Origin of the sequence: Vibrio sp. D431a (assembly GCF_030248655.1) — a bacterium.
GTDB classification, from domain to species: domain Bacteria; phylum Pseudomonadota; class Gammaproteobacteria; order Enterobacterales; family Vibrionaceae; genus Vibrio; species Vibrio alginolyticus.
Genome location: NZ_JAHGAP010000013.1, coordinates 16,548 through 32,662 on the forward strand (window position 1 = coordinate 16,548; position 16,115 = coordinate 32,662).

General features: G+C 46.2%; 13 protein-coding genes. 5 read left to right on the top strand and 8 right to left on the bottom strand.

Annotation, left to right across the window (positions count from 1 at the left end):
• Positions 1–85 precede the first annotated feature (85 nt).
• The 4 genes from glnG to glnA form a co-directional block, all read right to left on the bottom strand.
• Positions 86–1,489 (bottom strand): nitrogen regulation protein NR(I), encoded by a 1,404-nt coding sequence (gene glnG / locus KJB35_RS10570; protein WP_017821941.1) that lies wholly within the window; start codon positions 1,487–1,489, stop codon positions 86–88.
• 57 nt (positions 1,490–1,546) lie between these two features.
• Positions 1,547–2,593: a nitrogen regulation protein NR(II) gene (gene glnL, locus KJB35_RS10575; protein WP_017821940.1), complete on the bottom strand. Its 1,047-nt coding sequence runs from the start codon at positions 2,591–2,593 to the stop codon at positions 1,547–1,549.
• Between the two features lie 132 nt (positions 2,594–2,725).
• Positions 2,726–3,307 (bottom strand): DUF4124 domain-containing protein, encoded by a 582-nt coding sequence (locus KJB35_RS10580; RefSeq protein ID WP_017635013.1) that lies wholly within the window; start codon positions 3,305–3,307, stop codon positions 2,726–2,728.
• 195 nt (positions 3,308–3,502) lie between these two features.
• A complete protein-coding gene (gene glnA, locus KJB35_RS10585; protein WP_005379275.1) occupies positions 3,503–4,912 on the bottom strand; it encodes a glutamate--ammonia ligase in 1,410 nt (469 codons plus the stop codon).
• 530 nt (positions 4,913–5,442) lie between these two features.
• Between glnA and typA the strand changes: the two genes are divergently transcribed.
• Both typA and KJB35_RS10595 read left to right on the top strand, forming a co-directional pair.
• Complete coding sequence (gene typA / locus KJB35_RS10590; RefSeq protein WP_005379276.1) at positions 5,443–7,272, top strand: translational GTPase TypA; 1,830 nt, start codon at positions 5,443–5,445, stop codon at positions 7,270–7,272.
• A gap of 72 nt (positions 7,273–7,344) precedes the next feature.
• On the top strand, positions 7,345–7,887 hold the full coding sequence (locus KJB35_RS10595) for an AAA family ATPase (protein ID WP_005382971.1): 543 nt from the start codon (positions 7,345–7,347) through the stop codon (positions 7,885–7,887).
• A 31-nt stretch (positions 7,888–7,918) separates the two neighbouring features.
• On the opposite strand, the gene KJB35_RS10600 is transcribed toward KJB35_RS10595, so the two are convergent.
• Complete coding sequence (locus KJB35_RS10600; RefSeq protein WP_005382972.1) at positions 7,919–8,560, bottom strand: DUF2959 domain-containing protein; 642 nt, start codon at positions 8,558–8,560, stop codon at positions 7,919–7,921.
• 34 nt (positions 8,561–8,594) lie between these two features.
• Between KJB35_RS10600 and KJB35_RS10605 the strand changes: the two genes are divergently transcribed.
• From KJB35_RS10605 to KJB35_RS10615, 3 genes are all read left to right on the top strand, one after another.
• On the top strand, positions 8,595–9,539 hold the full coding sequence (locus tag KJB35_RS10605; protein WP_005379281.1) for a virulence factor BrkB family protein: 945 nt from the start codon (positions 8,595–8,597) through the stop codon (positions 9,537–9,539).
• A complete protein-coding gene (gene dtd, locus KJB35_RS10610) occupies positions 9,511–9,945 on the top strand; it encodes a D-aminoacyl-tRNA deacylase (protein ID WP_005379282.1) in 435 nt (144 codons plus the stop codon). Before KJB35_RS10605 ends, dtd begins: the two co-directional genes overlap by 29 nt.
• A 106-nt stretch (positions 9,946–10,051) precedes the next feature.
• On the top strand, positions 10,052–10,969 hold the full coding sequence (locus KJB35_RS10615; protein ID WP_005379283.1) for a bifunctional GNAT family N-acetyltransferase/hotdog fold thioesterase: 918 nt from the start codon (positions 10,052–10,054) through the stop codon (positions 10,967–10,969).
• Here KJB35_RS10615 and KJB35_RS10620 read toward each other — a convergent pair.
• The 3 genes from KJB35_RS10620 to hslO all read right to left on the bottom strand — a co-directional run bounded on the left by KJB35_RS10620 (position 10,955) and on the right by hslO (position 16,103).
• Positions 10,955–13,072: an AsmA family protein gene (locus tag KJB35_RS10620; protein ID WP_285356131.1), complete on the bottom strand. Its 2,118-nt coding sequence runs from the start codon at positions 13,070–13,072 to the stop codon at positions 10,955–10,957. The two genes, KJB35_RS10615 and KJB35_RS10620, sit on opposite strands and share 15 nt — an antisense overlap.
• 190 nt (positions 13,073–13,262) lie before the next feature.
• A complete protein-coding gene (gene pckA / locus KJB35_RS10625) occupies positions 13,263–14,891 on the bottom strand; it encodes a phosphoenolpyruvate carboxykinase (ATP) (RefSeq protein WP_005379288.1) in 1,629 nt (542 codons plus the stop codon).
• A 336-nt stretch (positions 14,892–15,227) separates the two neighbouring features.
• On the bottom strand, positions 15,228–16,103 hold the full coding sequence (hslO, locus tag KJB35_RS10630) for an Hsp33 family molecular chaperone HslO (RefSeq protein ID WP_031780788.1): 876 nt from the start codon (positions 16,101–16,103) through the stop codon (positions 15,228–15,230).
• Positions 16,104–16,115: the final 12 nt, after the last annotated feature.

Here is a 16,115-nt window from a genome sequence, read left to right on the forward strand (position 1 = left end):
AGTGGTGCGCCACAATTGTACTGATGTTTTTATTAATATCGAGTGACAAACGACGCTCGTTGTTAACGCACCACGTAAGTGATTGTCAGTACAATTCTTTTAATTTTCTGGTGAGTGTATTTCGCCCCCAGCCTAATACTTTAGCGGCATCTTGCTTATGACCTTTAGTGTGCTCTAAGGCTGCTTCTAATAAAATGCGTTCAAATTCTGGTAAAGCGTAAGAAAGTAGTTCTTTATCTCCTGCTGCGAGTGAATGCCGTGCCCAATCCGCCAATTGTTCTTGCCAACTACCATGTGCAGAGTCTGAAATGGATTTTTTCTCTTCGAGTAGTTCGCTTGGCAAGTCATTTGGTAACACTTCGCTACCACTGGCCATAACGGTTAACCAACGGCAAATATTCTCTAATTGACGAACGTTGCCAGGCCAATCAAGGCGGTTAAGAATCTCCACGGTCGATGGGTGGAGAGTTTTTGTTTCCACACCAAGCTCATCAGCCGCACGGATAAGAAAATGCTGTGTAAGCTTTTCAATGTCTTGCTTACGCTCACGCAGTGCCGGGATCTGCACGCGAATCACGTTTAAGCGATGAAAGAGGTCCTCACGGAAGTCACCTTCTTGCACCAGCTTTTCTAAGTTCTGGTGTGTTGCCGCGACAATTCGTACATCGACACTGATCGGAGAGTGACCGCCCACTCGATAAAACTGCCCGTCAGCTAGAACGCGTAGCAAACGAGTTTGAATGTCCAATGGCATGTCGCCGATTTCGTCTAAAAATAGAGTGCCGCCATTGGCTTGTTCGAATCGTCCTTGACGAACATTGTTTGCCCCCGTAAACGCGCCTTTTTCGTGGCCAAACAGTTCTGATTCAATCAAGTCTTTGGGAATCGCCGCCATATTGAGCGCAATGAAAGGTTTGTTAGCACGTGGACTGTGACGGTGCAGTGCATGAGCAACGAGTTCTTTACCCGTGCCCGATTCACCGTTAATCAAGACTGAAATAGAGGAGCGAGAAAGACGACCAATGGCGCGAAACACCTCTTGCATCGCTGGTGCTTCACCGATAATTTCAGGCGTTTCTGCTGGAATGTCTTCTGGAGAGAGCTGCTCGCGTTTGTTTTCGTGGCTGTGTGCAATGGCTCGTTCAACCAGAGTTAAAGTTTCATCAATATCAAAAGGTTTTGGTAAATATTCAAAAGCACCTTTTTGGTACGCATTCACTGCCGCATCTAAATCTGAGTGCGCGGTCATGATAATCACGGGAAGGTCTGGGTAATCGCGCTGTACTTGTTTTAGTAGCTCCAACCCATCAATACCTGGCATGCGAATGTCTGATACTAGAACATCCGGCACTTCGCGTTCGAGCGCCATTAACACGCTTTCCCCATCGGCATAGGTTTCACATTTGATGTTGGCAGAGGAGAGCGTTTTCTCCATTACCCAGCGAATTGAACTGTCGTCATCAACGACCCAAACATATCCTTTACTCATGTAGTAATCCTTGCAGCAAACCGAAAAACTGACGCGACTTGAAGTCCATTAGCGCACTCAGATCGGCAGATAAATAGTAAATGTTGTGTGACCAGGCCAGCTTTCTACGTCTATTTTTCCATTGTGCTGGTCGATCAAATTTTGCGAAATAGATAGCCCTAATCCAGTTCCTCCCTCGCGGCCACTGACCATGGGATAGAACAGCGTGTCTTGTAGTTCCGGTGGAATACCTGGGCCGTTGTCTGTGATTTCGACACGAGCAGCGAGTTTACAGCGTTTGCCGTGAATATTGGCTTGATGCACCGTTCTGGTGCGAATGGTTATTTTCCCGTGCTCTTGATGGCTAAGAATTTGTGCGGCGTTGCTGACGATATTAAGCATTGCCTGCTCGATTTGGTCTGTATCCATCAAAATCTCTGGCAAGCTTGGGTCATAATCTCGTTCAATGATGATTGAGCGTTGTGACTCTAATTCAACCAGTTGGCGAACCTTTTCAAGAATTTGGTGCAGATTTTCTTGTGTCTTCTTACCTGGCTTTTGCGGTCCTAGTAATCGATCCACGAGCGCCCTTAAACGGTCTGCTTGCTCAATGATGATGTGTGTATATTCGGTGAGAGAGGGCTCTGGCAGCATTTTTTCTAGCAATTGCGCCGCACCGCGTAAGCCGCCAAGCGGATTTTTAATCTCATGTGCAAGCCCTCGGACTAACAGCTTCGCTGCTTGTTGTTGGGCGTGTTGGTTCAGTTCTTGAGAGAGTCGGCGCTGCTGATCAATTTTGCGCATCTCGACCAGAAGCATCAACTGCTTTTGCCAAGTGATAGGGCTAACCGTCACCTCTAGCATTAAAGGGCGGCCATCAACAACGAAAGTGACGTCACTGTCGGTGATGCTTTGGCCACTTTGCAACGGTTGAGTGAGCAGCGCGAGATCCAGCGACGCATGCTGAATCAATTGAGAAAGTGATTGTTCAATAATTCGTTTGGCGCTTTGAGAAAACAGCAATTCGGCAGCCGGATTGGCATAACGGATGGCCAATCCATCATCAAGAATCAGCGTTGCTGTCACCATATTGTTGAGAATGGCACTAGGAAGACTGGTATCCACATTACGTCCTTGTTTTGCTTTAAGATTGTGCGATGCACAATAATGGTGCAATTGAACGTTAAGTATGGCGAATAAATCTTAGAAGAAAAAGTGAAAAGCATCGCTGTGATGTGATTTTTTTCACCAGATATTCTATTTTGCCCCTTTTACGGTCGGCTTAACACTTGCTCTATGTAAATGCACCGTTATAGGGCTAGTAGATGCAATAAGCTTGCCGCTTCTTTTCGCGTGCACAGCAAGTGTGTGAGTGCCTCGGTCAATATTGTTTAACTGCCACACTATATGGTTTTGTGGTGCACCATAAGGTTTTCCATCGAGTAACAATTGCAATTGCTCACCGATACCAAGCTTGCGATTGGTTTCTAATTGAATATTGATGATGCCTCGATTGCTGCGGATGGTCTCGTTGTGCTTGGGAGCCAGCATCGAGAGTTGTAATGGGAGAGGCTTCTCGGTTGTTTTATCTGGCTTGTTTTGTGATGCAGTAGATGGCGTAGTCTGAGGTGCGAGCGATTCAGTACTTTCTACCTCAGGAGCTGGTGCGCTGGCTTCAAGGTTTGGCAGTGCGATCGCTTTTGCTCCTTTGTTTGGCGTATCGCTAAAGTGAACCACGCCATTTTCATCTACCCACGTATACGCGACCTGCGCGAAGGCGATAGAGGCGATTAACAATCCGCTGAGTGCACACAGTGATGGAATAAGCTGAACTTTCATTGCTCACCTTCTCTTGTTCGATGATTTCACGTTTCAATGGCTTAGCTCTTTGACCTGTAAGGAAAAATTCTAAGTGTATTTTTATTATCCCCTCATGTTAAACGTCGAAGCTTGAGTGGCGAATACAAAAAAGGCCCGCCTGCGAGGCGAGCCTAATATTTTATTGCTGTGTTTACATTTTACACAGTGTCGACCTTACACAGAGTAGTAAAGTTCGAACTCAACAGGGTGAGTTGTCATGTTCACACGCTCTACGTCCTGAGACTTAAGGTCGATGTATGAATCGATGAAGTCGTCAGAGAATACGCCGCCCGCTGTTAAGAACTCACGATCAGCATCTAGCTCTGCTAGCGCGTCTTTTAGTGAGTATGCAACAGTTGGGATTTCTGCTGCTTCTTCAGCTGGAAGATCGTAAAGGTCTTTATCCATCGCTTCGCCTGGGTGGATCTTATTCTTGATACCGTCAAGACCAGCCATAAGCATTGCTGCGAAACATAGGTATGGGTTCGCCGCTGGGTCACCGAAACGAACTTCGATACGACGTGCTTTCGGGCTTGGTACCACTGGGATACGGATTGAAGCAGAGCGGTTACGCGCTGAGTAAGCTAGCATTACTGGTGCTTCGAAGCCTGGTACAAGACGTTTGTACGAGTTTGTTGATGGGTTAGCGAATGCGTTGATTGCACGAGCGTGTTTGATGATACCACCGATGTAGTAAAGCGCCATTTCAGATAGACCGCCGTACTTGTCACCAGCAAATAGGTTTACGCCATCTTTTGCTAGAGACTGGTGAACGTGCATACCGCTGCCGTTGTCGCCAACAAGTGGTTTAGGCATAAACGTCGCTGTTTTACCAAACGCGTGAGCAACGTTGTGTACAACGTACTTGTAGATTTGGATTTCGTCAGCTTTGGTTGTTAGCGTGTTGAAACGAGTTGCGATTTCGTTTTGACCCGCCGTTGCCACTTCGTGGTGGTGCGCTTCAACAACAAGACCCATTTCTTCCATTACTAGACACATAGCAGAACGGATGTCTTGAGATGAATCTACTGGAGCTACTGGGAAGTAACCACCTTTAACGCCTGGACGGTGACCTTTGTTACCTTCTTCGTAGTCAGAACCTGTGTTCCATGCCGCTTCTACGTCGTCGATTTTGAAGAAAGAGCCTGACATGTCTGTCGAGAACTTCACGTCATCAAATAGGAAGAATTCTGGCTCAGGACCGATAAGTACAGTATCTGCAACACCTGTAGAACGCATGAAGTCTTCAGCGCGTTTTGCGATAGAGCGTGGGTCACGGTCGTAGCCTTGCATTGTTGCAGGCTCTAAGATGTCACAACGGATATTTAGTGTTGCGTCTTCCGTGAATGGGTCAAGCACAGCAGAAGATGCGTCAGGCATCATTACCATGTCTGATTCGTTGATACCTTTCCAGCCAGCAACTGATGAACCATCGAACATTTTACCTTCTTCGAAGAAGTCTGCGTCGATTTGGTGAGCAGGGATCGAAATGTGCTGCTCTTTACCTTTTGTATCAGTGAAGCGTAGGTCAACAAACTTAACTTCGTTTTCTTGGATCAGCGATAGAACGTTTTCTACTGACATCTTGGATAACCTCCAGTGTTAATAAGCGGTAAAAGCTCGATTTATGAATTATTCATGAAACCTGGCATTGATTAATCAATTTGACTTTTCATTAATCGATGCTGTTTTAACTAAAGCCAAAACCGTGCCAAAAAAAATATTCCATTAATTTCAAGCAATTGTGTTTTTGAATGCTAGTTTGGTGCACTTGCTTGCACCAAAATGATCTTTGCTTGCACTATTATGGTGCCAAAAATCATTGTTGCACCATAATGTGACAGGGACATTGCGTATTCAGCCCAGTTTTTGAGCAAGAGTCAATTTGAATTATGCATCGATTAGAATAAAGTTGCGTTTAATCAATTCGTTCTGAGGAAGAAAATGGGCATTAAGCGTAAAAATCGCAGAAATGCTCGGGAGTAGATCACATATTTCTAGGCTTTTTGCTAAAATCTGGTACATTATGGCCGTTTTTTTAATCAGCAAATGTCGCCAGAGAGCACCCGTTCTCAGCGTGGGGGCATTTCATCTATCTAAGTGAATCAATATCCATGGCTACTCCACAGATTGATAAATTAAGAAATATCGCGATCATCGCGCACGTTGACCACGGTAAAACCACGTTGGTTGACAAGCTGCTACAACAATCAGGCACGCTTGAGTCTCGCGGTGAAGCTGAAGAGCGAGTCATGGACTCGAACGACATCGAGAAAGAGCGCGGTATTACCATTCTTGCTAAAAACACAGCAATCGACTGGAACGATTACCGTATCAACATCGTAGATACTCCGGGACACGCGGACTTCGGTGGTGAAGTTGAGCGTATCATGTCGATGGTAGACTCAGTACTACTTATCGTTGACGCAGTCGATGGTCCAATGCCTCAAACGCGTTTCGTAACACAAAAAGCGTTTGCTCACGGTCTAAAACCAATCGTTGTAATCAACAAGATTGACCGCCCTGGTGCACGTCCTGATTGGGTTATGGACCAAGTGTTCGATCTATTCGACAACCTAGGTGCAACTGATGACCAGCTAGACTTTAAAGTAGTTTACGCATCAGCACTTAACGGCTGGGCTTCTCTAGAAGAAGGCGAAACTGGCGAGAACATGGAACCACTATTCCAAACTATCGTTGATGTTGTTGACGCGCCAAATGTTGACCTTGATGGTCCACTACAGATGCAAGTTTCTCAGCTAGACTACAGCTCTTACGTTGGTGTTATCGGCGTGGCTCGCGTAACTCGTGGTAGCGTTAAGCCAAACCAGCAGGTAACCATTATTGGTGCTGACGGTAAAACTCGCAACGGTAAAGTGGGTACAGTAATGGGCTACCTTGGCCTAGAGCGTCACGAAGTGGAACAAGCTAACGCGGGTGATATCATCGCAATCACTGGTCTTGGCGAGCTGAAAATTTCTGACACTATCTGTGCACAAAACGCAGTAGAAGCATTACCACCATTGTCTGTTGATGAACCAACAGTAACAATGACGTTCCAAGTAAACACGTCTCCATTCGCGGGTAAAGAAGGTAAGTTCGTAACGTCACGTAACATCCTTGAGCGTCTTGAGAAGGAATTGGTACACAACGTTGCACTACGCGTTGAGCAAACAGACGATCCAGATAAATTCCGCGTATCAGGTCGTGGTGAACTTCACCTTTCTATCCTGATCGAAAACATGCGTCGTGAAGGCTTTGAGCTTGCGGTATCTCGTCCAGAAGTAATCATCAAAGAAGAAGATGGTCAGTTGATGGAACCGTTCGAAACGGTAACTATCGACGTAATGGAAGAGCACCAAGGCGGCATCATGGAGAACATCGGCCTACGTAAAGGTGAGCTGAAAGACATGTCTCCAGACGGTAAAGGTCGTGTGCGTATGGACTTCGTTATGCCATCACGTGGTCTGATCGGTTTCCAAACGGAATTCATGACACTGACTTCAGGTTCAGGTCTTCTTTACCATACGTTTGATCACTACGGCCCTCACAAAGGCGGTAACATCGGTCAACGTGTAAACGGTGTACTAATCGCGAACGCGATGGGTAAAGCGCTAACTAACGCACTGTTCAACCTTCAAGAGCGTGGTCGTCTATTTATCGGTCACGGTGTTGAAGTTTACGAAGGTATGGTTATCGGTATTCACAGCCGTGACAACGACCTAACGGTAAACGCACTGAAAGGTAAGCAGCTAACCAACGTTCGTGCATCAGGTACAGATGACGCACAGGTTCTTACTCCGCCAATCAAGATGACTCTTGAGCAAGCACTAGAATTCATCGATGACGACGAGCTAGTAGAAGTAACGCCTGAAAGCATCCGTATCCGTAAGAAGTTCCTAACGGAAAGCGACCGTAAGCGTGCTTCTCGTGGCGCGAAATAATTTTCGTTAAGCGATTCAATTAAGAAGAAGCCTCGAGTTATGCTCGGGGCTTTTTGTTTTCTGGAGTTGAATATGAACCCGATTATTATCACCGGTGGGCCTGGTGCGGGAAAAACAACACTGCTGAATGCGCTAGACGCGTGTGGTTACGCCACGTTTCCTGAAGGGTCTCGCGACTTGATTGAGCAGCAAAGCCAGTTAGAAAATGGTATTTTGCCGTGGACGAATTTACCTGAGTTTGCCAAGTTATGCCTTGGGTTGATGGACAAACAAAAGAGTGATGCGCGTTGTCATGATGTTGCGTTTGTTGATCGCGCCATCCCCGATATCATTGCATACCTACAAGTGGGCGGCTGTAAGGTTGACCAAGCTTTCTTAACCGAAAGCGCTGGGTACCATAGTCAGGTGTTTACTTGTCGACCTGAAGCATCCATTTACGTACAAGATGAAGTGCGTCCGCACAGCTTTGAAGAAGCATTGGAGATTCATCAGTCGTTAGTGAGTGTCTATACTGAGTTGGGTTATGAAGTGATAGAAGTACCATGGGGAACTGTGCCAGAGAGAGTAGGCTTTGTTCGAAGAGTCATCGGTTTACTCGGTAAGGTCGCCGACTAAAACCTCCTCACTAGGAGGAGGTCTAAATCATTTACTTTTGATTGAGCTTTTGTAGGAATTTATCGGACTCTGCAATCGCTTCGTTCATTTGTTTGATCGCAAACTGAATGTCTTTCTCTAAGCTAGAGAACTCACCTTGCAAAGAACCAATCGCACTGGCGTTAAGGTTGTGTTTTAAGTACAACGTGTTGTCACGTAGCGTATCCAGTACCGGTGTCATCTTTTTCTCTGCACGCTTCATAGCGCTAAGCATGGTTTTGTACGAGGCTTTGGTTTCACGTAGTTTTTGCTCGCTTGAACGACGCAGTTTCGCACTCGAGTACAGCTCTAGCTCATCTTGCCACTCATCAAACAGTGCGCCGGATACGTCTTCAATCGCAGCAATACGGTCACGTACGTCTTGAGCCGCTTTTTCGCTATCTTCGTATTTGTCATTGATGTTGTTGTAGACATTTTCTAGCTCACCACCATCAAAGTTGGTGATCGCAGACAAGGCTTCAAGTGCACTGGTGAATTCTTCTTGTGCATCTTGTTGAGATTCTTTGGCATCTTCGACGCGGTCGACCATAATATCTCGTTTATGATACCCAACCTGCTCCATTGCTGAGTAATAAGCAGATTGACACCCTGTTAAAGTGAAAATTGATAGTACAATTGCTAATAAATAAGGCATTCTTATGTCCTCGGCGCTAATTATGGGATGAACTATGAACCAGTTATCAGAGAGTTACAAGGCGAGATTAATCAATCTACTGCCAAGTTGCGTCGCGTTTTTTAAGTATCTTCTTAAGCGATTAACGCATGACCGTGTGAATGTGAACGCGGGCTATCTTGCCTACATTACCTTGTTATCCATCGTGCCAATGCTGACGGTATTGTTATCAATATTGTCGAAATTTCCCGTTTTTGCGAACGTTGGTGAGGTGCTGCAAGGCTACATTATTGAGAATTTTGTGCCAGCTTCTGGAGAAGCTGTACATACGGCATTACAGGAATTTGTGGCGAATACGGGCAAAATGAGCGCGGTTGGCGGTGGGTTTTTATTCATCGCAGCGGTCATGCTGATTTCCAACATTGATAAGAACTTAAACTACATTTGGCGAGTTAAAGACAAGCGCCGTTTAGTCTTTTCATTCTCTATGTATTGGATGGTACTCACGTTAGGGCCGATCATGGTCGGTGCGAGTATTGCGGCGACGTCGTACGTGACTTCGCTGCAAATTTTAGAGAATGAGACATTATCTGGTGCGTTTAATCTATTTCTGCGTTGGCTACCGTTGTTGCTGTCCTTTTTTGCTTTTCTTGGCTTGTATATTCTAGTGCCGAATAAAAAAGTACACCTCGCTCATGGTGCCATGGGGGCAGCAGTCGCCGCGATACTGTTCGAGTTGAGTAAAAAAGGCTTTGCACTCTACATCACTCAGTTTCCGTCTTATCAGCTCATCTACGGCGCGTTAGCGGCGATTCCTATCTTATTTGTTTGGGTGTATTTATGCTGGATGATCGTGTTATTGGGGGCGGAAGTTACGGCTGCGCTTGGTGAGCGAGAGCACTGGAGTGAAGATTTAGACATGATACACTCGACCGCTGAATCTCAGTTAACAGATGAAGGAAGCGAGAGTAGTGATAGCGCTAATTCAACGAGTCAGTGAAGCAGCCGTCCGTGTGGATGGTGAAGTCGTAGGAGAAATTGATCGTGGTCTGCTGGTCTTATTGGGCGTAGAGAAGGACGACGATGAAGCTAAAGCAAAGCGTTTAATGGAGCGTGTTACAACCTACCGTGTGTTCGAAGATGACGAAGGCAAGATGAACCTAAACGTTAAACAGGTGGAAGGTAAAGTGCTGGTGGTTTCTCAATTTACGCTGCCTGCGGATACAAAAAAAGGCACGCGAGCTGGCTTTTCTCGCGGTGCGCATCCTGTTGATGCAGAGCGCTTGTATGATTACTTTTCTGACTTGTGTGAAGAAGTCTTACCCACACAGCGTGGCCGCTTCGCTGCCGATATGAAAGTGTCTTTGGTGAATGACGGTCCAGTGACGTTTTGGTTGCAGGTCTAATCTGGTAACACAGGCGCCATAGTCTAAGCTTTAACTCCAAGCTCATGGAATTGGCTTGGAGTAATTTTTCCGACACTGATTAGTGTTGTGCTTTCAAAGGATTGATATGTTCAAACTCATTACTCCCAAAACCGATAATCAGATAAACAAGTATTATCAGTTTCGCTGGCAACTGCTTCGTGAGCCATGGCGTATGCCGATCGGCTCTGAGCGCGATGAATACGACGAAATGAGCCATCACCGCATGATTGTTGATGGTCGAGGTCGTCCTATGGCGATTGGCCGTTTATACATTACGCCGGATAATGATGGCCAGATCCGCTACATGGCGGTTAAAAATAATCGCCGTAGCAAAGGAATGGGTTCGCTGGTTTTGGTTGCACTAGAGTCGTTAGCGCGCCAAGAAGGAGCGAAACGCTTGGTGTGTAATGCCCGTGAAGATGCCATCGCCTTTTATGAAAAAAATGGCTTTGAGCGTCGAGGCGAGCTGACCGATGAGCGTGGCCCTGTGCGCCATCAGCAAATGGTGAAGCAACTGGATCCGATGGCCAATGTGTTACGTCGCCCTGAATGGTGTACTGAGCTTCAACAGCGCTGGGAGCAACAAATCCCAATTAGCGACAAAATGGGGATCAAAATTAACCAGTACACGGGTTACCAGTTTGAATGCTGTGCGCAGCTTAATCCTAACCTTAATCCGCATAACACCATGTTCGCCGGGTCAGCTTTTACCTTAGCAACCCTGACAGGGTGGGGGATGACGTGGCTGCTGCTTAAAGAGCGTGGGTTGCACGGTGATATTGTGTTGGCCGACAGCTCTATTCGTTATCGTCAACCAGTCGAACAAAACCCCGTGGCGAGTACTTCGTTGGATGGGATCAGTGGTGACCTAGACCGATTGGAGTCGGGACGCAAAGCACGCATCGTTATTCACGTAGTGATTTATAGTGGTGACACGCCAGCTGTGGATTTTGTCGGTACCTATATGTTGATACCGAACTACTCGCAGTTACTCAGTTGCTGATGGGTTAAGCGCCGACTGATCTGCTGGGCGCTTATCTGTTTCACCTTCTTGCTCTGTCGGTGAGAGGGTTTGTTCTGCTGCGGAATTCGTGTCGGGTACTTCATCTTCTTCGATAACTTCTTCGTAAAGCTCTTCCTCTTGAGTCTCCAAATTGATGTTATCAATTACGATTGGCTGCTCGATGGAAGGTTCATTTTTCTGTGGAGTCTCAATATCAGTAGGCTCGGCCAGTTTTGATGCGTTCACGCACTCATTACGGTGGGTTTCGCCACTTAGTAGATCGCCTTCAATGTTTCCGCACGACTCTTCCAATTGATAAGTAATGCCACTTAGCGGGTTGTTGGCCATATCAAATGTTCCCCAAACCTTACCACTTATGGCTTTTCCTGAGATGGTGACCGGCGTTATGGCAACTTCCCCTCGTTGCGCGCTTAAACGCAGTGGACTTAAGGTAATGGCTTTGAGCGAATGATCCGCTTGGGACTTCAAGCGGGTATCTCGGAGATTGGCTTCCACTTCACCCGATAAGCTGTAGGCCAGCATGTTGCGATCACCTGATAACCCTTGTAGATCGAGGCTGAGATCGGAAAAACCATCAATAGCCAGTGTGTCGGGTAAAAAATAATCGTGGAAGAGCGATAAGGGAATACCATCAGCATTGACGTTGAGCGCCCAAGGTTGGCTCGGGGTACTCAAATCTATTTGTCCGATGCCTTCTACGTAGCCTTGCTCGAGTGGCGCAAAAAGGCGAGTCAATTGCCAAAAGCCATCTTTGCTTTGCATGGCAAGTGCTGCGTGAGACGTGAGTATTTGGTCATAGCTGGCGTTGACAACGCTGACTTCCAATTCGCCTTGCCAAAGGCCCCAACGTTGAGCAGACTGTTTAATATCAAGCTGTTGCCCTTCGATATTTAAACCGGAAAGTTGCCAATAAGGTTCGTGAGATAGCTGGATAATTTGGCTGCGCTCAATGTCGAGTCGTTCGATTGCAACATGCTCTAACTCGCTGGTGGCGGCGTGCCACCAATTTAGGTTGTCTTCTGGCTGTGTTGCCCACTTGAGGCCTTGAATAGAGGCTTCTTTGAGCTTCCATTGTGTTGGCGTGAACAATCCAGAAACTTGCACTCGACCTTGCTGCCAATCTAAGCTGAGCTCGTTGAGCTGGATTACTCCTGGCTCGATAGCGGCACTCAAACGTGGCTCTATTGCGGTTTGCTGCTGGAATCGAACGCTATCCGCCTGCAATGACACTTGAGCTTTTGTCTTCCAGAGAGACAGTGGCAGCGTGGCGTTTTCCACAGAAAGATCCAAGTTCTGCCAGTGCCAGTCGCCCCATTCAATATCGGCGTTAAGCAAATCTAAGCTATTAATATGATTAATGCTAAATGGTAGATCGTGCCAAGGTTTTGCAAGCAGTGATTGGCGCTGCGTATTACTCAGTTTCAGCTTGTTGATGGTCACATTTACTAAAGACCAGCCTTGAGGATACTGCTCCCCTTGCCCAGATATTTGACTGTTACGCCAGTTAAAAGAGGTGCCATAAAGCGTACTGTCTTGCGGTTTGTAGTCTATATCGACTAAGACTTGATTAAAGGCTTCGCCATTCCAATAGAGTTGGTCAGCTGCAAGTTGAACTTCGCCATATGGTATTAAATGACCATTCCATTGTGGTGATTGAATTTGAAGGTCAATGCCATTGGCAGAGAACTGCTCGTCGGCGTAATCAATATTTTTGAGCGCGATTTGATGGAATAAAACGTTGTCTAAAGGTGGGAGCTTTGGTGCGCCATACTGCAAGCTCATACCATCAATCAATAAACTATCAACGATCCATTTACCATCGCGATAAACATCGGGATTCATCCATAAATCGACTTGCTCGATGTAAGACGCATCGTCTCCGCTGGTGTTCACGCGTTGTAAAGTTAGGTGATAGGGAAAGCCATAACGCACGCTTCCGGCCCGGAAGGGAAGAGAAAAGGTGTTTGACAGCAAGCGCCAGGTTGCGTCCGCGTAAGATGTTGTTAGCAGCGCAATCGTAGCGGCTGGAATGGCAACTAAGATAACCAGTAACAGAAGTAGAACTCGACGCGCTGTTTTCATCTTTGCTAGAACCTACGTGTGTTATGAAATAAAACTAGATAGGCTTTAGCTTGTATCAATATTCTGTGGTATTCAATAAAAAGCCCCTCAAAAGAGGGGCTTGAAGCAATTTTTGTAACTTGGCCTACGTAAAGGTGATAAGTTAATGCCAACTTTTCACTGCGTTTACGCGACGTCGCTGTTACTCGATTTAATCAATCTGAGGACCAGCCGCAACCAGGGATTTACCTTCAGCGTTGTCTGTGTACTTATCAAAGTTATTGATAAAGCGCGCTGCTAAATCTTTCGCTTTGCTTTCCCACTGAAGTGGGTCAACGTACGTGTCGCGAGGGTCTAGAATGCTAGGATCCACACCTGGTAGTGACGTTGGTACTTCAAGGTTGAAGATTGGAATGTGCTTAGTTGGTGCTTCTTCAATCGAACCATCAAGAATGGCATCAATAATTCCGCGTGTATCTTGAATAGAGATACGTTTGCCAGTGCCGTTCCAACCAGTATTCACTAGGTAAGCCTCAGCGCCTGCTGCTTCCATGCGTTTAACCAGTACTTCTGCGTATTTAGTTGGGTGAAGCGTTAGGAACGCCGCGCCGAAACAAGCAGAGAAAGTTGGTGTTGGCTCAGTAATACCGCGCTCTGTTCCCGCTAGTTTGGCGGTAAAGCCAGACAGGAAGTGGTACTTAGTTTGCTCGGGTGTCAATTTAGATACTGGAGGCAGTACGCCAAATGCATCGGCTGATAGGAAGATCACTTTATTCGCGTGACCGCCTTTTGATACTGGCTTAACGATATTATCGATATGGTAGATAGGGTAAGAAACACGTGTGTTTTCTGTTTTCGAACCATCATCAAAGTCGATAGAACCATCGCCACGTACTGTTACGTTTTCTAGCAGTGCATCACGACGAATTGCATTGTAGATGTCCGGCTCTGCTTCTTTCGAAAGTTTGATGGTTTTTGCGTAACAACCACCTTCGAAGTTGAAGACACCGTCATCATCCCAGCCGTGCTCATCATCACCAATTAGCGCGCGTTTAGGATCAGTCGACAGGGTCGTTTTACCTGTACCAGATAGACCGAAGAATACCGCTACATCGCCATCTTTGCCCATGTTAGCGCTACAGTGCATTGATGCGATGTCTTTTAGTGGAAGGAAGTAGTTCATCATGGCGAACATACCTTTCTTCATTTCACCGCCGTACCAAGTACCACCGATAAGTTGCATGCGCTCGGTTAGGTTAAATACGGTGAAGTTTTCTGAGTTCAGGCCTTGCTCTTCCCATTTTGGATTAGTGCATTTTGCGCCATTCATTACTACGAAGTCTGGTTCAAATGTCGCTAACTCTTCTTCTGTCGGGCGAATAAACATGTTTTTAACGAAGTGCGCTTGCCATGCGACTTCTGTGATAACACGAATGCTCAAACGTGTATCTGGGTTTGCACCACAGTAACCGTCAACAACAAACAAGCGTTTGTTAGAAAGCTGGTTTGTGACCAGTTCTTTTAGCTCGTCCCACACTTCAGGAGTGATTGGCTTGTTATCATTTTTCACTTGATCAGACGTCCACCACATATGTTCTTCTGTCGTAGCGTCTTTGACGATGTATTTATCTTTTGGTGAGCGACCAGTAAAGATGCCAGTGTCAACGGCAACCGCACCTAGTTCAGTAACCACGCCGCGCTCATAACCGGTTAGGTCTTCACGCGTTTCTTCCTCAAACAACATTTCGTAGCTTGGGTTGCGAATAACCTCTTTTACGTTATGCAGTCCGTGCTTGGTTAGATCAAGTGTTGCAGCCTTAGTATGTTCCATAACGGTCATAGGTGCTCCTTATAAGGATTTTGTAGGGATTTTGTAAGAATGTTTTAATTTTAATCTGCTCACCATGCTAGCAACGGGGCGGGGAGAAAACAGGGAGATAGCTCAAAATTTACCCATGATTTCAATAAGGTTTTAGGTAACCCGTCACATATTGGTGGGAATAGTCTATCGTGCACGCAATCCTTTGCGCTAGGGCAAAATCATTATTAATTGTTTAAAATTAAGCAGTTGTTTTATTACGCTTGAGGCTAGTTATTACGAGGGGTTGATCACAAAAAGGCCAGCGTTAAGCTGGCCTTTTGTAGGGTAAATTACGTGCTTGATAAGCTATGTAAATTAATGCAGGGTTTTCTTGTCCGTAGAAGCTTGTGCATACAGTTCAGTGACTTCAGATTCGTCGAACGTATAAGTTGTGCCACAGTAATCACAATGTAAAGAAACTGATCCAACTTCTGCCAAAATGTCATAAATTTCAGCTTTCTCAACGGTGATGATTGCGGCACCGCTACGCTCACGAGAACAGCCACAATGGAACTCGACAGGTTGCGGCTCGTACAGACGTACTTTGTCTTGGTTATATAGTCGATACAATAACTCGTTCGCTTCTAAACCAAACAATTCTTCATCTTTTACTGTGTCAGTGAGCTGCTCTAGATGTTCGAAATCATCTGGAGAGCCAGTGCCGTCAGGGATCACTTGAATCAACATACCTGCTGCGTGTGCTTTGCCTTCATGCTCACCAGTGCGGATCCATAGGCGCGTTTTTAACTGCTCTGAGTTTGCAAAGTAGCCTTCTAGCACTTCTGCTAAAGTGTCACCTTCTAATCCAACGACGCCTTGGTAACGCTCGCCGTTTTTCGGTTCGATGGTGATCACAAGGTAGCCCTTACCCATTAGATCGTGAATGTTTGCGTCATCGGCAATATCGCCTTCCCAGCGAGCTACGCCACGAACACGTTGGTTATGGTCACCGTTGATAACGGCAAGAGACACAGGACCGTCGCCTTGTAGCTGGATGGTGATCGAACCTTCGAACTTAAGAGTGGCAGTTAAAAGAGTAGTTGAAACGAGTAGCTCACCCAGCAGTTTCTCTATTGCTGCCGGATATTCCTTGCTGGAGATAACACGTTGGTACGCTTCATCCAATTGTACCAACTCGCCACGTACTGAAAGATCTTCGAATAGGTAGCGGTTTAAAACATTATTTGCCATGGAGTGCTTTCC